The sequence below is a fragment of the Methylobacterium mesophilicum SR1.6/6 genome, assembly GCF_000364445.2.
Lineage (GTDB): Bacteria > Pseudomonadota > Alphaproteobacteria > Rhizobiales > Beijerinckiaceae > Methylobacterium > Methylobacterium mesophilicum_A.
This window is the reverse complement of sequence record NZ_CP043538.1, coordinates 5,166,712-5,186,900: the sequence shown is the minus strand read 5'-3', so window position 1 is coordinate 5,186,900 and position 20,189 is coordinate 5,166,712. Positions and strand designations below refer to the sequence as shown.

The window sequence follows — 20,189 nt, the reverse complement described above, 5'->3', positions numbered from 1 at the left end:
GCGCCCTCGCACCTCGCGATGGACGTCGCGCGGGCCCTCGGTGCAGACCTTCAGCGACGCCGCGTCGAGCCCCGCGCCACGAGGCGCCCGGTGAGGACGACCTTGCGGATGGGCTGATCCGGCGTGTCGATGCGCTCGAACAGGAGCCGCATCGCCTGGGCCCCGATCTCCGAGACGGGCTGCTCGATCACGGTGAGGCCGGGCTCGACCAGCTCGGTCCAGGGCTCGTTGTCGAAGCCCGCCAGCGCGAGGTCGCCCGGAAGGCTCAGGTTCAGGGTCCGCGACGCCCGCACAGCACCCATCAGGATCAGGCCGTTCGACACGATGAGCGCCTCCGGCCTGTCGGAATCCGCCAGCCAGCGGGCAGCCTCCGCCTCCGCGGCGGCGGCGTTCGGCGGCACCGTCCGGATCTGGGGGGCGAGCCCGTGCCGGAGCATCGCCGCCTCGTAGCCGGCCCGGCGCTCCTGCGCGGTCGAACTCGTCGAGCCGAACAGGCCGCCGATCCGCGCGAAGCCCTGGGCCGCCATGTGGTCGACCAGAGCCGCGCCGGCGGCCGCGTTGTCGAGGACCACGCCGTCATGCAGGCCCGGCGGCCCCGACCGGTCGATCAGCACCACGGGGAAGCCGAGGGGCTCCGCACCGAGCCGCTGCGTGGTCGCCACGGTCGGCGCGAAGATCACGCCGGTGACCCGCTCCTCCTCCATCAGGCGCAGGTACATCGCCTCGCGGGCGGGGTCCTCGTCGGTATTGCAGAGGATCACCCGCATCTCCACGGCGAAGGCGGCGTCCTCCACCGCGCGGCTCACGGCGGTGAAGAAGGGGTTGCGGATGTCAGCGACGATCAGGCCGATCGTCTGGGCCGCCTGCGAGCGCAGGCGCCGGGCGGAGAGATTCGGCCGGTAGCCCGTGGTGCGAACCGCGGCCTCGACCTGCGCGCGCAGCGCCTCGCTGATCGGCCCCCGACCGAGCGCCCGCGAGACGGTCGCCGTCGAGACGCCCGCCGCCCGGGCCACGTCACGGATCCCTACCTTCATGATCGCGAGTCCCAGGAAACGTTTTCAGCTGCGCGAACTCTTCACTGCCAGGGGTGCGGGCGGGCCGCAACTCACCAGGCCACATTTCCGGGCGGCTCGCCTTGACATACGTTGTGAAAACGTTTTCACTAAATGTAACGAACAGGCGACATCGCAATCGTCGCCGCCACGGGAGGAGCGCACGCCATGCTCGCACCGACACCCCTGTCCGCGCCCCGGATCCTGGTGCGCCTCGCGGCCGCGCCGGCCACCAAGGAGGCGGCGATCCGCGAGGCGGCGCAGCTCCTGACGGCTTCGGGCTGCATCGACGGCGCCTACGGCGACAGCATGCTGCGCCGGGAGGCGGTGGCGAACACCTTCCTGGGCCACGGGGTCGTCATCCCCCACGGCATGGTCGACGACCGCCACCTCGTCCGCCACAGCGGCCTCGCCGTCCTCCAGGTGCCCGACGGCGTCCTCTGGCACGACGGGCAGGTGGCCCACCTCGTGGTCGCCATCGCGGCACAGTCCGACACCCACATCACGGTCCTGCGGCGCCTCACGCGGCTGATCCAGGACGAGGCCCGGCTGGAGCACCTGCGCACCACGACCGCGGAGGCCGACATCGTCGGCGCCCTGTCGGAGGACACGGCCACCGGCGCCGCCTCGGGACCGGTCACGGACCTGCGCCAGCGCTTCGACTGGACCGTGGACTACCCGTCCGGCCTGCACGCCCGGCCGGCGGCGCACTGGGTGGAGGTGGCCAAGACCTGCGCGGCCCGGATCCAGGTCCGGCACGGCGCCCAGGTCGCGGATGCCAAGAGCCTGATCGGCCTGCTCCAGCTCGGCCTGCGCTGCGGCGAGGCGGTCACGATCTCCGCCGAGGGCGACGACGAGGCCGGGGCGCTCGCCCGGATCTGCGCGGCGGTCACGGGGCTCAGCGCCGGCGAGAAAGCGGCGGCCCAGCGCGCCGCGGAGGCCGCCGCCAAGGCCGCAGGCCCCGTCGCCGGCTGGAACCCCGCGGACCGGCCGACCACGCTGGCGGGCATCGGGGCGAGCCCCGGCCTCAGCATAGGGCCAATCCACGTGCTCGCCAGCGCCGACCTCGTGGTCCCCGACGCGCCCGAGCCCCTGACCACCGGCGCCGACCGCCTGCACCACGCGCTCGGCGCGACCGCCGACCAGCTGAAGGCGCTGGCCGACGACACCGAGCGGCGCCTCGGCAAGGCCGATGCCGGGATCTTCCGAGCCCAGGCCGAGCTGATCGCCGACACGGACCTGATCACGCTCGCCTGCCAGCTCATGGTGGAGGGCCACGGCGTCGCCTACGCATGGCACGCGGCCGTGGACCGCCTCGCCGGCCAGCTCGCAGCTTTGGGCAACCCGGTGCTCGCCGGCCGCGCCGCGGACCTGCGCGACGTCGGCCGCCGGGTCCTGGCGCAGATCGACCCGGCGCTGCGCAGCGGCCACGCGCTGCCCGACGCGCCCTGCATCCTGGTGGCGTCCGATCTCGCGCCCTCCGACACAGCCGGTCTCGACCCGGCCCGGGTGATCGGGCTCGCCACCGCCCAGGGCGGTCCGACTTCCCACACGGCGATCCTCGCCCGGACGCTGGGCATCCCCGCCCTGGTGGCGGGCGGCCCTGGCCTGCTGGCGCTCGCCGAGGGAACTCCGGCGATCCTCGACGGCGGCACCGGCCGCCTCTACCTCGACCCGAGTGCGGCCGACATCGCCGCGGCCGAGGCGTGGCGCGCGCGGCAGCGCCGGCAGGCCGAGGACGAGGCGCGCCAGCGCGCCCTGCCGGCCCGGACCCGCGACGGCCACGCGGTGGCGGTCGGCGCCAACGTCAACAATCCCGAACAGGTCCCCTTCGCCCTCGACCAGGGCGCCGAGGGCGTCGGCCTGATGCGCACCGAGTTCCTGTTCCTCGAACGCGGCGACACGCCCTCCGAGGACGACCAGTACGAGACCTACGCGGGCATGCTGAAGGCTCTCGACGGCCGCCCGCTGATCGTGCGCACCCTCGACATCGGCGGCGACAAGCAGGTCTCGCACCTGCAGCTGCCCAAGGAGGAGAACCCCTTCCTGGGCGTGCGCGGCGCCCGCCTGCTGCTGCGCCGGCCGGACCTGCTGGAGCCGCAGCTCCGCGCGCTCTACCGGGCCGCGAAGGACCATGTCGGTCCCGATGCGCCGACGGGCCAGCACGCCCCGCTCTCCATCATGATGCCGATGATCACCTCGGTCCCGGAGGTGCTGCGGCTGCGCGACATCGCCGAGCGGATCCGCGTGGCGATCGGCGCGCCCTACGTGCCGCTCGGCATCATGATCGAGGTGCCGGCCGCCGCGATCCAGGCCGACGCGCTGGCCCGCCATTGCGACTTCTTCTCGATCGGCACCAACGACCTCACCCAGTACGCCCTCGCCATCGACCGGCAGAACACGGAGCTGGCGCCGGAGGCCGATTCCCTGCACCCGGCGGTGCTGCGGCTGATCCACATGACCTGCGCGGGGGCCGCGCGCCACAAGCGCTTCGTGGGCGTCTGCGGCGGCATCGCGGGCGACCCGTTCGGCGCCTGCCTGCTGGCGGGGCTCGGGGTCCACGAGCTGTCGATGACCCCGCGCGACCTGCCGGGCGTGAAGGCGCGCCTGCGCGGAGCCGACATGGCGGCGCTGCGGGCGCTCGCGAGCCAGGCCTGCGAGCAGGAGGACGCGGCCGCGGTCCGCGCGCTGGACACGGCCTCGGACCTCGCCGGCCTCGCGGGAGTCGCCGCGTGAGCCCGATCGTCACCCTGACGCTGAACCCGGCGATCGACCAGACCGTCGTGCTCGACGCGCTGGAGCCCGGCAGCGTCCACCGGGCGTCCGCAGTGCGGTCCCATGCCGGCGGAAAGGGCGTGAACGTCGCCTGCTGCCTCGCCGATTGGGGCCTGCCGGTGACCGCCACCGGCATCCTGGGCGCCGACAACGACGCACCCTTCACGCAGGTTCTGTCCCGGAAGGGCATCGCCGATCGCTTCGTCCGGATACCCGGCGAGACCCGGACCAACCTGAAGCTCCTCGACCGGCGGACCGGCGACACCACCGACGTCAACCTCCCGGGCCTCGCCGTCACGGCCGACAGCCTCGACGCGGCCCGGGCCATCCTCCTGGACCACGCTTCCGCCGACGCGCTCGTGGTGCTGGCCGGGAGCCTGCCGGGGACGCTCGCGCCGGAGACCTACGCGGACCTAGCGGCTCGCCTGAAGGGCCGGGGCGCCCGGGTGGTCCTCGACGCCTCGGGGCCGCCGCTCGCCGCCGCCCTCGCGGCCAGGCCAGAGGCGCTGCCCTTCGCGGTGAAGCCGAACCGGCACGAGCTGGAGGAGTGGGCCGGTCACCCGCTGCCGACGCTGACCGACGTGTTGGCGGCGGCCCTGAACCTGCGCGATCTCGGCATCCCGATCGTGGTGATCTCCCTCGGCGCCGAGGGCGCGCTGTTCCTGACGCGGGAGGGCGCCGTCCAGGCGCGCCCGCCCGATATCGCGGTGGCGAGCACGGTCGGCGCCGGCGATGCCCTGGTGGCCGGCCTCGTGGCGGCGCTCCGGGTCGGCCTCGATCTCGACGCGACCGCGCGGCTCGCCATGGCATTCGCCGCGGGCAAGCTGACCCGGGCGGGCGCCAGCCTGCCGCCGCGGGACACCGTGGAGGCGCTGATGCGCGCGGTCCGCGTGGCGCCAGCCGGCCCTGTCGGACTCTGATTTCCCGCGCGGCGGAAGACGCTCCGCATGCGCCTTCGAACCCCACCCTCCACCTCATCCTGAGGTGCCGCAGCACAGCGGAGGCCTCGAAGGAGCCCTCCAGCCAGCCGCGCGATCCCTGGAACCCTCCTTCGAGGCTGCTGCGCAGCACCTCAGGATGAGGGCGCGGGTGGGACGTGACGTTGTTCGGCTCCGCGCCCTGCCGGCGCAGGACGCAAGGCAAATCGAAACACAGGGAGGAACCCATGGCACAGTTGCTGGCGGTGGTCGGAGGCGGAGACCTCTCCACCCACGCCGTCCTCGCCCTCGAGGCGCTGCGCAAGGCCGCGGGCCGGCGCAACCAGCCCATCGCCCTGGAGCTGCGCGGCGCGCCGGGCGCCAACCCGCTGCCGGACGCGGCGATCCGCGAGGCCGGCGCGGTGCTGCTCGTCGGCTCCGGGGATCTCGGCGAGGGCCGGTTCGGGGCGCTGCGCCGGGCGCGGGCCGCCGTCGAGGACGTCCTCACCGACGTCAACGCCGTGCTCGACCGGGCGCTCTCCGGGGCCGGGGAGGGGACGCCGGCCGCCGAGGCCGCCAGGACGAAGCGGATCGTGGCGATCACCTCCTGCCCCACCGGGATCGCCCACACCTTCATGGCCGCCGAGGGTCTGCAGGCCGCCGCCGAGGCGCTGGGCCACGCGATCCGCGTGGAGACGCAAGGCTCGGTCGGCGCCCGCGACGGCCTGACCGCCGCCGAGATCGCCGCCGCCGACATCGTCCTCATCGCGGCCGATACCGGCGTCGACCGGTCCCGATTTGCCGGCAAACGCGTCTACGCCACCACCACCAAGGCGGCGATCCGCGACGGCAAGGGCCTGATCGCCACGGCGCTGGCGGAGGCGCAGATGCAGCCGGCCGACGGCGCAGCGGCCGAGGCCCGGCCGGAGGCGGCCGAGCGGAAGGCCGGCGCCTACAAGCACCTGATGACCGGGGTCTCGTTCATGCTGCCCTTCGTGGTGGCGGGCGGCCTCTTGATCGCACTCGCCTTCGCGGTCGGCGGCATCGACGCCATGGCGCCCGGCCACGAGGGGACGCTCGGCTACGCGCTGGGCCAGATCGGCGCCAAGGCGGCCTTCGCGCTGATCGTCCCGGCGCTCGCCGGCTACATCGCCTACTCGATCGCCGACCGGCCCGGCATCGCGCCGGGCATGATCGGCGGCATGCTGGCGGCGAACCTCCAGGCGGGCTTCCTCGGCGGCATCGCGGCCGGGTTCATCGCCGGCTACACGGCCCGGTTCCTGAACACGCATATCCGCCTGCACCGGAACCTGGAGGGGCTGAAGCCGGTCCTGATCCTGCCGCTGCTCGCCACCACAATCACCGGCCTCCTGATGATCTACGTGGTCGGCGTGCCGGTGGCGGCGGTGCTGTCGGCCCTCACGGCCTGGCTCAAGGGCATGCAGGGGGCGAGCGCCCTGGTGCTCGGGCTCGTGCTGGGCGGCATGATGGCGGTCGACATGGGCGGCCCGATCAACAAGGCCGCCTACGCCTCGGCGGCGGCGCTGCTCTCCTCCGGCGTCGACGCGCCCATGGCGGCCGTCATGCTCGGCGGGATGACGCCGCCGCTCGGCCTCGCCCTGGCGACCCGCCTGTTCCCGGCCCGCTTCACGCAGGCGGAGCGCGAGGCCGGCGGCGCCGCCGCGGTGCTCGGCGCGGCCTTCATCACCGAGGGGGCGATCCCCTTCGCGGCCGCCGATCCCCTGCGGGTGATCCCGTCGCTGGTGGCCGGCTCCGCGGTGGCGGGCGCCCTGGCGCTGACCCTCGGCGTGACCCTCAAGGTGCCGCATGGCGGCCTGTTCGTCCTGCCGATCCCGAACGCCGTGACCAACCTGCCCGGCGCCGTCCTGGCCCTCGCCGCCGGCACCCTGGTCACCGCGCTGGCGGTCGGCCTGCTCAAGAAGCGGACCGGCTGAGCCGGGCCGCCGCACGAACACCATGCCATCGGGGGATGCGACATGACAGGTTTGGCGACGCGCGCCGCGCTGGCGCTCGGGTTGGGGTTCGGGCTGCTGCCGCAGCCCGGACGGACGCAGGAGCCGGCGGGCGGGCTCGCCGTGCCGGCGACGGCTTTGGGCCCGGTGCTGCGGCGCCAGGCAGCCCCTCCGCCGCCGCCCCGGCCGGACGGCCAGGGCTTCGGCGGGGCCGACAGTGCGGCGGGCGCCGCCGATACGCTGGGCCAGACCGCCACGCCCCCGACCCTGCCGCCCGGCACCCTCGACTTCGGCAACGGCCTGAGCTTCCTGGCCACCTACACAGGGCAGGGGGCGGTGAACCCGATCGGCGGCCTCCGCCAGGGCTCGGCCTATGCCGGCCAGCTGTTCTTCGGCATCGACGGCGACCTGCAGCGCCTCGCCGGCATCGACGGCGGCGCGTTCCACGTGGCGGTGACGAACCGGCACGGGCGCAGCCTCGCGCAGGACGTCATCGGCAACAACACGAGCGTGCAGGAGATCTACGGCGGCGGCCAGACCACGCGGCTGACGCTGCTCTCCTACCAGCAGAAGCTGTTCGACAACCGCCTCGACATCGAGGTCGGCCGGCTGGTCGCCAACATCGCGTTCCTGAACTCGCCGATCTACTGCAACTTCCAGACGAACTCGGCCTGCGGCAACCCGACCTTCGTGTTCAAGACGTCGAACTTCACCTTCTGGCCGGTGTCCAGCTGGGGCGCGCACGCCAAGGCGTGGCTCACCGACACGGTCTTCGTCCACGCCGGCGCCTACGAGGTGAACCCGCTGCACCAGCAGCCGGGCGACAACGGCCTCGACTTCTCCCTGAAGGGGGCCACCGGCGCGATCGTGCCGTTCGAGCTCGGCTACACGACCACCTTCGCCAACGACGCGCGGCCCCGCAATTACGGGATCGGCGGCTGGTACGACGCCTCCGACTACGCCGACCCCGTGCGCGACGTGACCGGGCGGCCGGCGGTGCTCACCGGCCTGCCGGCGATGACCCGGTTCGGGCGCTCGGGCGTCTACGCCCGGTTCGACCAGATGGTGACCCGGCCGGACCCGGCGGGCATCCAGGGCCTGACGCTGTTCGGCGTCGCCATGGCGGGCACCTCGGGCCGGCTGGTCGAGGATTACTTCCTGGAGATCGGCGCCGTGCAGACCGGCACCTTCGCGGGGCGGCCGTTCGACACGGTCGGGTTCGTGATCAACACGCAGGCCTTCAGCCCGCTCGCCCTGTCGAACATCGTGCTCGCGCAGAGCACGCTGGGCCTGGTCCGCAGGATCCCGACGCAGCAGGTGATGATGGAGCTGAACTACGGGATCCAGATCAACCCGGCGGTCCGGCTGACGCCGAACCTGCAGGTCATCGTCAATCCGGACCAGACCCGGTTCCCGTTCTACCGCCGCAACATTCCGGACGCCTTCGTGGTCGGCGCCAAGCTGTCGGTCGACCTGTTCACCCTGGTGGGGCTCGCCCGCGGCCCCGGCAGCCTCTGAGGCCGGTTCGGGTCGACGGCGCGGGCCCGTGGCAGCCCGCTACGGCTCGGCGCCGGGGGGAGCCCCCATGTCCTCGGGCGACGGTGCCGGGACGTGGATCAGATCCCTGATCCGCGCAGCGAGCGCCTCCATGGCGAAGGGCTTGGTCAGCACCTGCATGCCGGGGTCGAGCTGCCCGCTCCCGACCGCCGCGTTCTCGGCATACCCCGTGATGAACAGCACCTTCAGGCCGGGACGCCGGGCGCGGCCGGCATCGGCGATCTGCCGCCCGTTCATGCCCCCCGGCAGGCCCACATCCGTGACCAGCAGGTCGATCCGCACGTCCGATTGCAGCACCTTCAGCCCGGCGATGCTGTCGGCCGCCTCGATCGCCGTGTAGCCGAGATCCTCGAGCACCTCTGTCACCAGCATGCGCACGGACGGCTCGTCATCGACGATCAGGACCGTCTCGCCCTGGACGGCGCGCGCCGCCTCGGTGAGCATGCCCACGACGTCATCCGCGTCGCTCTCCCCGTCGTGCCGCGGCAGGTACAGGCAGACGGTCGTGCCCTGGCCGACCTCCGAGTAGATCCGCACCTGTCCACCGGACTGGCGGGCGAAGCCGTAGATCATCGACAGCCCGAGCCCGGTGCCCTGGCCGATGGGCTTGGTCGTGAAGAAGGGCTCGAACACGCGGGCGACCACCTCGGGGGGCATGCCCGTGCCGGTGTCGGTGACGCAGAGCGACAGGTACTGGCCCTCGGGCACCTCGTGCTGGATCGCGGCCGGCCGGTCCAGCCACGTGTTGGCCGTCTCGATGGTGATGCGCCCGCCGTCCGGCATGGCGTCCCGGGCGTTGATGCAGAGGTTCAGGAGCGCGTTCTCGAGCTGCCCCGGATCGATCAGCGCCGGCCACAGGCCCGCGGCGCCGGCCACCTCCAGGGTGATCGCCGGCCCGATGGTGCGCCGGATCAACTCCTCCATGTCCACCACGAGGCGATTCACGTTGGTGGGCTTGGGATCGAGGGTCTGGCGGCGCGAGAAGGCGAGCAGGCGGTGAGTGAGGGCGGCGGCGCGCTTGGCCGCGCCCTGGGCGACCGTCATGTAGCGGTCGAGGTCGCCGAAGCGGCCCTGCGCCATCCGCGCCTGCATGAGTTCCAGGCTGCCGGAAATGCCGGCGAGCAGGTTGTTGAAGTCGTGCGCGAGTCCGCCGGTGAGCTGGCCGACCGCCTCCATCTTCTGGGCTTGGCGCAGGGCCTCCTCGGCCTGCATCAGCTCGGCGGTCCGCTCGGCGACGCGCTGCTCGAGGGTCTCGTTGAGCGCGCGCAGCTCCGCCGCCGCCCGGTCGCGCTCCGCCAGGATGGCGCGGCGTTCCTCGACGTCGATGAGGACGCCGGGGAAGCTCAGGGGCGTGCCGTCTGAGGCGTGGTCGACCCGGCCGTTCGCCTCCAGCCAGTAGTAGTGCCCGTCCGCGCGCCGCGTCCTGTACTGGTGGGCGTAGGCGCCGCCTCGGGCGACCGCCTCGTTGATGGCGCCGGCCAATCCCGCTTGATCGTCGGGATGGACGGTGGCGACGATCTGGGCGAGGGGGATGCCGTCCCGTCCGAGCGCCGGGTCGAGGCCGAAGGCGCGGGCGAAGGCGTCGTCCACGGTGAAGCGGTCGCTCGGCAGGTCCCAGTGCCACGTGCCGATGATCGCGCCGGCCGCCAGCGCCAGTTGGACGCGCTCCACGTTCGCGCGCGCCAGCGCCTCGCTCACGCGCAGGCGCTCCTCCGCGGTCCGCCGGGCGGTGACGTCGTTGAAGATGATGGCGATCTGCCGCTCGGCCGGGTCGCCGACCGGGACCGCCCGGACGTCGAACCAGCGCTCGAAGGCCTTCGCGTAGCTCTCGAAGTTGGCGGGCTCCCGGGTCTTGGCGACGCGCCCGTAGGTCTCGAACCAGAAGCGTTCCAGATCCGGGGCGAACTCGGTGACCCACTTGCCCCGCAGGTTGACGCCCGCCTCGCGCTCGAAGGCGGGATTGGCTTCGAGGAACCGGTAGTCGATCGGCTGGTCGTCGGCGTCGAACTTGACCTGGACGATGGCGAAGGCCGCCTCGATGGTCTCCAGGATCGTCCGGAAACGCTCGTCGCTGCGCGCCAGGGCGTCGAGGGTCCCACGCTGCTCGGTCACGTCGCGCGCCACCCCGGAGAACCGCACGGGACGACCGGACGGGTCGCGTTCGAGCTCGCCCTTGCGGGCAATCCAGCGCAGCGCGCCGGTGTCCGGACGCCGGATGCGATACTCGACGTCCCGGGGCGGATCGCCCCGGCGCCGGGTTTCGGCGGTGGAGATCAGGTGCCTGTCCTCGGGGATGATCAGCCCCTCGAAAGCCGTCGACGGGTAACGCGGCGCCTCGGGCAGCCCGTAGAGGCGACAGAATTGCGGGGTCGGAGTCAGCACGTTGTCGGCGAGATCGATGGTGAACAGCCCGACGCCACCGGCCTCCTGGGCCTGGCGCAGCCGCGCCTCGGCATCGGCGAGCGCCCTGACGGTCCCGGCCTCCTCGGAGCGCGTCCGGTGCATCCGGAGCAGGCTGCAGACCTGCCGCCCGAGCGCGCGCAGGTTGTCGGCCTGCTCGGCGGTGAGTCCCTCGGGCCGCGGCGCGCGGTCGATGACGCAGAGGGAGCCGAGGACATCGCCCGCGCCCGTCCGGAGCGGCACGCCGGCGTAGAAGCGCAGGCCGGGCGCGTGCGTGACCAGCGGATTCGCCGCGGTCCGCGGGTCCAGGGTGAGATCCGGGATGACGAGCAGATCGGGCTCGGTCAGCACGAATTTGCAGACCGAAGCGTTCAGATCCGTCTCGCAGGGCGGAAACCCGACCCGGGCCTTGAACCATTGCCGGTCGGCGGCCACGAGGCTGACGAGGGCGACGGGCGCGGCGCAGAGCCGCGTGGCCAGGCGCACGATGTCGTCGAATTCCTCCTCCGGCGCCGTGTCGAGGATGTCGTGGGCGGCGAGGGCGGCGAGCCGGCCGGGGTCGGCGACCGCGTCAGGGGTCGGAGTCATGGTGATCTAGACCGCCCTGCGCCCGGCTTCCCGTCCCGTGCGGGATATCCTCTCTGGTGCGGGACCACCGGGGGCGGCGCTCCGCCGACGGCTCCCGAAGCCCGGAGCCGGGCGGACGCCCGCGGAGGCGCCACGGCCGCGCGCCGCGGGGCCTACGGCCTGCGGGGCGGCCCCACGTTCCGCGGCGTGGGTGGTGCAGCGGGTCGATGTGATGGACATGGGATGCCCTCGCATGATCGCGCCGGGCTATCAATCCGTGAGGGTCCGCTCCGGCCGGGGCGTGACTGAGCGCACGCCGCCCCGCCGCGCGGACGATCCGGTCGGCCGCACCCCCGCGGGCCTTCCGAGCGCGGCACGGATCTCGCGGTCGTGCGCCAGCGTCAGGCGCCGCACCGCCGGACTTCAGCGTCCCGACCTGCGATGCCTGCCGTCGATACCGCCCGTCCGCCGTCCGTTCCGGATGATCCTCACAGGCAGCGCCGCACGTCGACGGTCGCGCATGGTCGACCTGGGCGGGACCTGACTTCGAGCGACGCGAGCCCTGTGTGGCGGGCCTGTGGTCGGCCCCCTCCATATCGTCGGTGCGATGACTCTCGGACCAATCGCAGAGTCTCGCGGAGGCCCGAGCGAAAAAGAATGCCTCCGATGAGAGCCTGCGTTCGTTTGAACACCCCTCTCCGTACGTCTTTCGACGAAGAAAAATCCGTGCCCCTCATACTATGGCACGATCGCGGTCCGTAAATTTGTAGTCGACGGATTGTCTCTCTCGGACACACGTCTGTCTCCCTGCATGCCGGTCCTCGCTTTCACCGGAGGCCGTCCACGCGTCGCGCCCATGTGCGGAGTGTCGCATTTACCAAAACGTCAGGCGGCTAGGTTGATGGGCGCGCCGCTTCTCCCGGAAGCAAACCGCCTGCCCCGTACTCTTGACTTATGTTGTTCGATGGCCGCCAAGGATCGTTCCCGACCCGAGAGCCGTTTCATATTACTTCGCCTCCCTTGGCGATGGTACGAAGCATTGCCGCCGTCTGCTGCACTGTCCGTCCGTATCAGCGCCCTATTACTCGGATCTCTGCTCGCTACATCTTTCTCTTACATGGGATTTCTGTTGCTGATGAGCTGAATGGTGCAGCGCAATAATTGATACCGGACGCGCACCTCAACACAAGAATGTATTAATCGCCTCTTTCCAGCCTCATTCAAACTGCGTAAGTAACATCTCAGAAACAATTCCGGATCGGCGGGGGCGGGTCATGGTTTACATCTTGATCGCGGCCGTCGGATTGGTCACCGCCCGTTGGCTGAACTGGTTCAGCGTGGTCGCGATCGCGATGATCCTTGCCGTCGCCGTCGGCGTCGAGGGCGCTGTCCATGCTCGGCCCTTCCTGAAGGTCCTCCGGCGCTGCTTCGAGATGAACGCCACGTTCCAGGGCGCCTACCTCGCCCAGGCGCTCTACCTCGTCTACGTCCCCAACCTGCTGGGCCGGTTCGGAAAGTAGGTTCCGGCACCAATCCACGGACTTCCGTTGAGGCGAGGTTGCAACGGATTCATAAATGGCTAAGCTCCTGCGTAATTACGACTGAAGAGGGCGGCCATGAAAGCAGTCTATCCTCCGGTCCAAGACCGTCTCGACGCATCGCTCCCGTCGTCGAACCTCATCCGCCCCGTGCAGGCGGACGAAGTCCTCCAGGAACAGATGCGGCGCCTGCACAATGCCCGCGCCCGCCAGCGCGCCGTCCGGCATCCGCGCGCTGCCCGCGCCCCGATGTGACGCCGGCGCCGTGCTCGACGCCCTGCTTCTCGTCTGTGCCGCCGTGGCGATCGTCGCGACGGTGATCCGGATCAGCCTCGAACCGGCCGTCGCGGTCAGCCGGCCGCGCCGAATCACGTGGGACGACCCCGTAGACGTCGAGCGCTGAGGCTGCCCCGACCCGCAGGACGCAGCGCTACGTGTCTCGGAGGATGCGGATGGGCTGGATCGCGCGCGCGGCGACCTCGGCCGCGACCCAGGCGCGGGCGGAATCGGTCGAGGCATGGTCGCTGAAGGCGGCTGGCCGCGGTGGCCATTCCGACCCGGCCTGGACCACGTAACCGCGGGCGCCGACCGCCCGCGGTCCCACATAGCCGTACACCTTGCCGGTCGCGTCCACGAGGTCGGTGCAGTGAACCGGGCCTTCAGTCCAGCGGAGGTCAGGCATCGTCGCGCCCCGGATCCACGTCAGGGGCATGGTCGGCCCGCAGCGACGGGGACATGCCCTGTCCGGGCGCGAAGCTCAATCGCCGCGCCAAGGGCGGGCCCATCACGCAGCCGCCACCGACGTCGCGGGCGCGGACCAGTCGGAGCCCCAGTCCTGCACGACGTGGCCCGGGGATACCTCCCGGTAGAGCCGCTCGGGCGCCACGTAGTCGGGCGCCCGGATCGGGCTGCGGATCTCGTCGTCCGGCAGGGCGTGGCGCTCGCCGCGCCGGGCCGGATCCGGGACCGGCACGGCGGCCAGCAGCTTCTTCGTGTAGGGGTGCCGCGGATCGCCGAAGATCGCCGCGCGCGGGCCGATCTCCACGATCTCGCCGAGATACATCACCGCCACCCGGTGGCTCACCCGCTCCACCACCGCCATGTCGTGCGAGATGAACAGGTAGGCGAGGCCGAACTCCGCCTGGAGGTCGAGCATCAGGTTCACGACCTGCGCCTTCACCGAGACGTCGAGCGCCGAGACCGCCTCGTCGGCGACGATCAGGCGGGGGTTCAGGGCGAGCGCCCGTGCGATGCAGATGCGCTGACGCTGGCCGCCGGAGAATTCGTGCGGGAAGCGCCCGGCGGTCTCCGGGGGGAGCCCGACCCGCCCCAGCAAGTCCTCGGCGCGCCGCCGCGCCTCGCGGGGCGTCGCGAGGCGGTTGATCAGCAGCGGCTCCGCCACCGCCGCGCCGACGCTCAGGCGCGGGTCGAGGCTGGCGAACGGGTCCTGGAAGATCATCTGCATGCGCTGGCGGCGGGCGCGGAGGGTCTTGGGATCGAGGCCCGTGATGTCCTCGCCGTCGAGGAGGACCGAGCCCGAGAGCGGCTCGACGAGGCGCAGGATCGAGCGCCCGGTGGTGGACTTGCCGCAGCCGGACTCGCCGACGAGCGCCAGGGTCTCGCCGGCCGCGAGGCTGAACGAGACCCGCTCCACCGCGTGGACGCGGCCGGTCACGCGGCCGAGCAGCCCGGAGCGGATGTCGAACCGGGTCGTCAGGTCGCGCACCTCCAGAACCGGGCGCTCGGCGGCCCTGACGGTGTCGGGGGTCTCAGGCGTCGGCGCCGCCAGGCCGGTGGCCCGGTCGACCACCGGGAAGCGCATCGGGCGCGCCCGGCCCGCCATGGTCCCGAGGCGCGGGACCGCGGCCAGCAGCGCCCGCGTATAAGGCTCGGTGGGTTCGGAAAAAATCCGCGCGGTCGGGCCGGCCTCCACGGCGCGGCCCCGGTACATCACCACGGTGCGGTCGGCGATCTCGGCGACCACGCCCATGTCGTGCGTGATGAACAGGACCGACATGCCCTCCTCGGCCTGCAGGCTCTTGATGAGGTCGAGGATCTGGGCCTGGATCGTGACGTCGAGCGCCGTGGTCGGCTCGTCGGCGATCAGGAGTTTTGGCCGGCAGGCCAGCGCCATGGCGATCATCACCCGCTGGCGCATGCCGCCGGAGAAGCGGTGCGGGTACTCGTGCAGGCGCGAGCGGGCGGCCGGGATCCGGACCTTGTCGAGGAGCCGGAGCGCCTCCGCCTCGGCGGCGGACCGCGACAGGCCCCGGTGCCGGATCAGCGCCTCGGCGATCTGGAAGCCGATGGTCAGGACCGGGTTCAGGGAGGTCATCGGCTCCTGGAAGATCATGGCGATGGAATCGCCGCGCACCCGCCGCATCTCGGCCTCGGGGGCGGCGAGCAGCTCGCGGCCCGCGAAGCGCACGCGCCCGCCGATGCGGCTCGCGTCCCGCGGCAGGAGGCGCAGGATCGAGAGGGCGCTGACGCTCTTGCCGGAGCCGGATTCGCCGACGAGCGCCACGGTCTCGCGCGGGCCCACGTCGAAGGAGACGCCGTGCACGACCTCGCGCCAGCGCCCGTCCGACCGGAAGGAGACGGTGAGGTCCGAGACCGAGAGGATCGGGTCCGTCACAGGCTTCACTCCTGATCCATTCCGGATGGGCGCGGCGGTCCCGTCTCCTCCCTCCCCCCTCTGCGGGGGAGGGTGGCCCGCGAAGCGGGTCGGGAGAGGGGAGCGACGGTGCAGGATGAGGCTGCGCCCGTCATGAAGGCCCCGCGCAATTCTGAACCCGTGGCCCCTCTCCCGACCCCTGCTGACGCAGGGGCACCCTCCCCGCAGAGGGGTGAAGGGAAAGACGCGGAACCGGTGTTTCTCTCGAAACGAATCCGCCGCGATGCCTACAGCACGGCGCCGCGGATCGGGAGCGGCATCCGGCAAACCGTCGCCGATGAACGTTGATCGAGACAGCACCGTCAGGAAGATCGCGCCGGCCGGGAACCAAGCGCCCAGTGCGGCGCGACGGTCGAGGTGGTCCTTGGGCGTCGAAGCGGAGCGCCCCCAGTCGGGATGTCCGGGTCGGAAGCGAGCCGCCCAGGAAAGGAACAGGGTCGATTCCGGCGATGATACGCCTGCCGAGAGACCTCGGATCGGAGGCGCGTCACGTCACCGGGCCCAGCGCGTTTCTAGGCAGAGATGTGGCGGCAGCACGAGGTGCCCGGTCGTCGCCCCTGCGAGCGGCCGCTCCCCGAACTCCTTCTCGCGCCGAGGACAGGAACTTTGCGCCCGCACCAAGCCGGGGCGACGGATCCAGCGCAGAGGCCCCGATCACCGTGCGACGATCATCAAGGAACACGCCGCGCACCTGGCTGCCGAACGGCCTTCAGGCTGTCGGCGACCAGTAGAATCCACGAGGAGCAGCAGCGGCAGCTGCGGCAGCGACAGGAACAGGTCGGTCAGCCACATCAGCCACCGGGGTCGAGGAGACCGGGCGCGACATGCCGGCGAGCGCGCCGACCAGCACCCGATCAGGTCCGCCACGCATGGCGGCGAGCAAGAGCGGCGTGCAGGCTGGCGCCGCAGCACGCACACGCCTCGGGACGATGCTCGACGACTGCGTCGGGATCATCGCTGACGACGCGGCTATGGCCCTCGTGACCGGGCTTGGCGCCGCCGGGCTTTGAGTGCTCCCGCTGCTCCTTGCGATCGGTCGCGGGCGGCTTGGACGAGGTCCGCGAGGTCTTCTCTGGCCGCTGCAGCCGCAGCACCAGCTCGATCAGCTCCTCGCGGCTCAGCCGTTCCAGTTCGCTGCGGCCCATCCCACGAAGGAATCAGCGAAATTCGCCCCGCGCAAGAGACGACCCGCGCAAGAGGCAAGCTTGGCTCGGCAGGAGCGCAGCCGCGGGCGTTCAACCGACGACCAAGCTACCCCGTGGGTAATTACGCGCAACCAGCTCGGGCTCATCATGAAGTACGAGAGCCACGGCCAGAACACCATGAACTACGTGGGCCGGCAGCAGGGACTCAGCCCGTTGGCGACCAAGGACTACACCGCCCAGGGCTACTACCAGATGCTGAACTCGAACTGGCGCCGGATCGCGCCAGGCCTCGGGATCACGGCGCCCAACGCCATGGCCGGCAGTTTGGAGGAGCAGACCCGCGTGGCGCTCCACCCCCTGCGGAACGGCGGCATCCGCAACTGGTCGATCTACAACCCGGCGCTGCGAGGCGCCCTGGCGCGCGGTGAGCGGGCTCCGATCGGCGACGTCCCCGAACTCGCAGCAGGCCGCCCGGCCGGCATGCCGCGCCCAGACGTAGCGCAGGCTGATGGAGACGGCTGGGCATCCCGGGAGAAGGCGAGGAAGGCGGTCGAGACGATGCAGCAGGGTGAGGGTCGCCTCGATGCTCCGCCGCCCGTGCCGGTGTCGTTGCCGGACCCAAGATCGAGAACAACGGCAGCATCAGCGTCGTCGTGCAGCGGCCGGGGCCCGACACGAACGTTCGGACCTCGACTGCTGGCAACCTGTTTAAGGACGTAATGCTGAGCCGCGGGCGGACGATGGCTCCGGCGGGTGGAAACTGAGGCTGCCCCCTCAGGCTTCACCACAATCAACAGGGCTAGCCCTTGGTTTGGGGCCGGTCACCGATCAAGACCAGGCCCGTTGTGGTAGATCTGTTCCTAAATCGGCCAAGTTTCAGATCGACCAATCCCCAGGACCGACCGGGACAGCGCTCACAAGGCAGGGATGCAGGATCTATCACCGATCGGCCAACGTGAGTTCTGGGCGCGGGCCGACCGCAGCGCGGTCCGTAGTCGCGTGTATTGGGTCGTCTTGAAAGGCAGAAGATACGCTGTCCTCATGGGTGCAGCGAGCCTGGGAGTCGCGCTGACGGTTCTCCCTTCGCAGCCGGAACGTGACGTAGTTGCTCCGGTTGCCGCCGTTCCAGCCCTCACCCCGCAGCCGCCCAGCCTGATTGCAATCATGTCGGCTGATGGTGCCATAGCCAATTTCGTCCGGACGAACCTGACGGCTGTGAACGCGGCGGCCGCGATCCCCCAATTTGCCGGGACCCTTCAGGACACGTGGCTCAACGCCTTCTACGGCGACAAGCAGCGCTTGCGGCAGTTCATTGAGCACACAGCGGAGGCCAGCGGCTTGCCGGTCGACTTCTTCCTGCGTCTCCTCCAGCAGGAGAGCGGGCTTGATCACCGTGCCGTCAGCCGTGCCGGCGCTCAGGGCGTCGCGCAGTTCATGCCGGCAACCGCAGCCGAGCGGGGCTTGGTCGATCCCTTTGACCCGTTCGAGGCCATACCAAAAGCGGCGGAATTCCTGCGCGAGCAGCGCGCGGCATTCGGCAGCCTAGGCCTGGCAGCGGCGGCCTACAACGCGGGCCCGCAGCGCGTGAGAAACTGGCTCGCTGGGCGCTCATCGTTGCCGCAGGAAACCAGAGCCTATGTCGCCAAAATCACGGGTCGTTCCGCCGATGATTGGCGGCAAGGTGGTGACATGATCGCCATCGCTGAGCCCGTCGCCCGGAACGGTTGGTGATCACAGCGGCAGGCACGCGACCTCCGCTTCCGGCACCCTCTCCCGCGACATCGTCCAGAACTAGAGGCGCCAGATGGCCAAGGCGGAGTGAGGGCTGAGCCCCCAGCCCCTCAGCGACCTAACCTAGCGGGGATCACCGACGGTGCGGTGCTCGACGCATTGGACGCGGCGAATGAGGCTACGAAGCCGGCCAGAGAGCGGATATCATCCGGCTGACGCGGATCCCGAGCGACTGCCTCCGCCTCTCGCTCCAGCCGAAGGTTACAGGCCTTTGAGGGTAGGCCGACGTCCGGCGTGCAGGCGTCGTGCCGAGCGCAGGCGGCATCGAGGGCGTCGATCGGTGGTAGCGGCGCGTTGTTGCCCGGGCCGCAGTAGTTTCCGTGGATGAGAAGCTTTGGGGCACCATTGGCGCCGGGCTGAGCCAGAGATGGAGCGGCCCACGAGGCGATGAGGAATATCGGGGCGGCGACGCTGATGACGGTGCGAGTCAACATGGTGGAGACCCTCCAGCACCTACGCCTCAAAGTCTCAACGGCGACGACGGTGCGAGATATAGTTAATCCCCACACACCATCTCGCGGTGTGCTCCGGAGCACTACCCCTATTCGGATGACGCCCCAGCCGCGCGGTTGACGTCGCGACTACCCGACAACCTCTTCCGCAACATCGTACAGAGCCCCGGGCAGCGATAGCGAAGGCGGAATAGCTCAGCCTCCGCCACTGCTTCCGCCCGCTCCTGGACCGCCGAGATTGCCGCTCTTATTCGGCGTGTTCCAGTGAATGATGCCGTCGTCCTGAGGGCGCAGCCTCGTGTTTGGCAGTTGCAGGAGACCGGGCCGCGGTGCTTCGATTGTTGCACGAGGAGCCGCCCTGTGGATCCGCCTCCGCTGCGCGACAGCTGCGGTGCTCACACTGACGGTGATCGCCACAGTGAGCCATCCGATCAGCGTGGTTCTCATGGTGGCCCCACGTCAGACAGTGCGCGCTTCTCGGCGGCGAGGGCTGTGCGCATGGCGACAGGATAGCCGCCGGGATAGCGGTGTCGAGGCACAGGCCTTCGCGATGGCGAGCAACAGTGGGCAAGCTTGAGCTAGTGGGCGGGGCTGAACTTCGCTCCGTTCCAGTAGAGCGTGGCGCCACAGGCTTCAGCGCCCACTTTGCCGCACGAGCTGCCGTGGAGGCCGAGCAGCATCGCGGGACGGCCTTTGACGCGGCGGAAGCGGACCTCCTGCACGTTCTCGTCCAGCACCTTGACGTAACCTGAGGGCGTCGAGGCGAAGACCTGCGTGAGGCACCCGGCGGAGCCGCAGTTCAGTCGGCCACCGTCAGCACATGCCACAGCTTCGTAGCTCAGCACGAAGTCGGGCACACCGTCGCCGTTGATGTCCTGACGCTGGACGAAGCCGGGCCCGACCTTGGTGCGATCAGGCTGACAGGAGGATTTGGCCTCGGCCATTGCGGCCTGCACCGGCGGAGGCAGCGCCTGTGCGTTCGCTGCGGTGGCGACGGCGAGGATCACGGCGGCGATGGCGTAGTGCATCTCGGCAGGGTAGCTGTCGTAGCGCGTCCAACCAAGCAGGGAGCGTGTCACAGCTTAAGCGGCACCCTTTTTGGTGTTGTCGATCGCCATGTGCGGGAATGTTCTATCGCCGCCAATGATCTGATTGAGCATCTTCGCTTTCGCGCGGCGTTTCCCAATGAGCACGTATATAATGAACACCGCGCAAGCTAAGAACCCGCCCACGGGCAACACGTACAAAACGTAAATTTCAAGAGGCGCCATAATCGAACCTGAAAATCAATAATGACACGACCGACAATGTGTAGCGCGGCTCCTAAAAACAGATCAGCAACACTCGA

14 protein-coding genes and 1 pseudogene are annotated in these 20,189 nt (G+C 70.7%); 9 read left to right on the top strand and 6 right to left on the bottom strand.

Translation table 11 applies throughout. From position 1 onward, the window contains the following. Window positions 1-50: 50 nt before the first annotated feature. Complete coding sequence (locus MMSR116_RS24510) at window positions 51-1,034, bottom strand: LacI family DNA-binding transcriptional regulator (protein ID WP_010685496.1); 984 nt, start codon at window positions 1,032-1,034, stop codon at window positions 51-53. Between the two features lie 186 nt (window positions 1,035-1,220). On the opposite strand from MMSR116_RS24510, the gene ptsP reads away from it, so the two are divergent. The 4 genes from ptsP (at window position 1,221) to MMSR116_RS24490 (ending at window position 8,235) form a co-directional block, all read left to right on the top strand. After that, window positions 1,221-3,788 carry a phosphoenolpyruvate--protein phosphotransferase gene (ptsP, locus tag MMSR116_RS24505; protein WP_010685495.1) on the top strand — a complete coding sequence of 856 codons (2,568 nt, stop codon included), beginning with the start codon at window positions 1,221-1,223 and terminating at the stop codon, window positions 3,786-3,788. Continuing rightward, window positions 3,785-4,747 carry a 1-phosphofructokinase gene (gene pfkB, locus MMSR116_RS24500; protein ID WP_010685494.1) on the top strand — a complete coding sequence of 321 codons (963 nt, stop codon included), beginning with the start codon at window positions 3,785-3,787 and terminating at the stop codon, window positions 4,745-4,747. Before ptsP ends, pfkB begins: the two co-directional genes overlap by 4 nt. A gap of 245 nt (window positions 4,748-4,992) precedes the next feature. Further along, entirely contained in the window at window positions 4,993-6,699 is a 1,707-nt protein-coding gene (locus MMSR116_RS24495) for a fructose-specific PTS transporter subunit EIIC (RefSeq protein ID WP_010685493.1), read from the top strand. Window positions 6,700-6,741: 42 nt separating this feature from the next. Continuing rightward, the gene (locus MMSR116_RS24490) at window positions 6,742-8,235 is read left to right on the top strand and encodes a carbohydrate porin (RefSeq protein ID WP_010685492.1); all 1,494 of its coding nucleotides are present in this window, start codon (window positions 6,742-6,744) and stop codon (window positions 8,233-8,235) included. 39 nt (window positions 8,236-8,274) lie between these two features. Here MMSR116_RS24490 and MMSR116_RS24485 read toward each other — a convergent pair whose 3' ends face one another. Next, on the bottom strand, window positions 8,275-11,262 hold the full coding sequence (locus MMSR116_RS24485; RefSeq protein WP_010685491.1) for a PAS domain-containing protein: 2,988 nt from the start codon (window positions 11,260-11,262) through the stop codon (window positions 8,275-8,277). A gap of 1,253 nt (window positions 11,263-12,515) precedes the next feature. Between MMSR116_RS24485 and MMSR116_RS24480 the strand changes: the two genes are divergently transcribed. The 3 genes from MMSR116_RS24480 (at window position 12,516) to MMSR116_RS24470 (ending at window position 13,182) form a co-directional block, all read left to right on the top strand. After that, entirely contained in the window at window positions 12,516-12,761 is a 246-nt protein-coding gene (locus MMSR116_RS24480; protein ID WP_039894030.1) for a hypothetical protein, read from the top strand. A 96-nt stretch (window positions 12,762-12,857) separates the two neighbouring features. Then, window positions 12,858-13,034 carry a hypothetical protein gene (locus MMSR116_RS24475; protein ID WP_158169125.1) on the top strand — a complete coding sequence of 59 codons (177 nt, stop codon included), beginning with the start codon at window positions 12,858-12,860 and terminating at the stop codon, window positions 13,032-13,034. Between the two features lie 10 nt (window positions 13,035-13,044). Next, the gene (locus tag MMSR116_RS24470) at window positions 13,045-13,182 is read left to right on the top strand and encodes a hypothetical protein (RefSeq protein WP_158169123.1); all 138 of its coding nucleotides are present in this window, start codon (window positions 13,045-13,047) and stop codon (window positions 13,180-13,182) included. Window positions 13,183-13,209: 27 nt separating this feature from the next. On the opposite strand, the gene MMSR116_RS24465 is transcribed toward MMSR116_RS24470, so the two are convergent. The 3 genes and pseudogenes from MMSR116_RS24465 to MMSR116_RS24455 all read right to left on the bottom strand — a co-directional run. Further along, window positions 13,210-13,461, bottom strand: coding sequence for a hypothetical protein (locus tag MMSR116_RS24465; protein ID WP_010685488.1), 252 nt, complete (start codon window positions 13,459-13,461; stop codon window positions 13,210-13,212). Window positions 13,462-13,563: 102 nt separating this feature from the next. Then, on the bottom strand, window positions 13,564-15,414 hold the full coding sequence (locus tag MMSR116_RS24460; RefSeq protein ID WP_010685487.1) for an ABC transporter ATP-binding protein: 1,851 nt from the start codon (window positions 15,412-15,414) through the stop codon (window positions 13,564-13,566). A gap of 932 nt (window positions 15,415-16,346) precedes the next feature. Then, window positions 16,347-16,598: pseudogene (locus MMSR116_RS24455) on the bottom strand (IS66 family transposase); the annotation flags it as partial. A 147-nt stretch (window positions 16,599-16,745) separates the two neighbouring features. Between MMSR116_RS24455 and MMSR116_RS24450 the strand changes: the two are divergent. Beyond that, window positions 16,746-17,318 (top strand): hypothetical protein, encoded by a 573-nt coding sequence (locus tag MMSR116_RS24450; RefSeq protein WP_158169121.1) that lies wholly within the window; start codon window positions 16,746-16,748, stop codon window positions 17,316-17,318. A 207-nt stretch (window positions 17,319-17,525) separates the two neighbouring features. Continuing rightward, complete coding sequence (locus MMSR116_RS32430) at window positions 17,526-18,329, top strand: transglycosylase SLT domain-containing protein (protein ID WP_039892111.1); 804 nt, start codon at window positions 17,526-17,528, stop codon at window positions 18,327-18,329. 1,090 nt (window positions 18,330-19,419) lie between these two features. Here MMSR116_RS32430 and MMSR116_RS24435 read toward each other — a convergent pair. After that, window positions 19,420-19,869 carry a hypothetical protein gene (locus tag MMSR116_RS24435; protein ID WP_106428205.1) on the bottom strand — a complete coding sequence of 150 codons (450 nt, stop codon included), beginning with the start codon at window positions 19,867-19,869 and terminating at the stop codon, window positions 19,420-19,422. Between the last annotated feature and the right edge of the window lie 320 nt (window positions 19,870-20,189).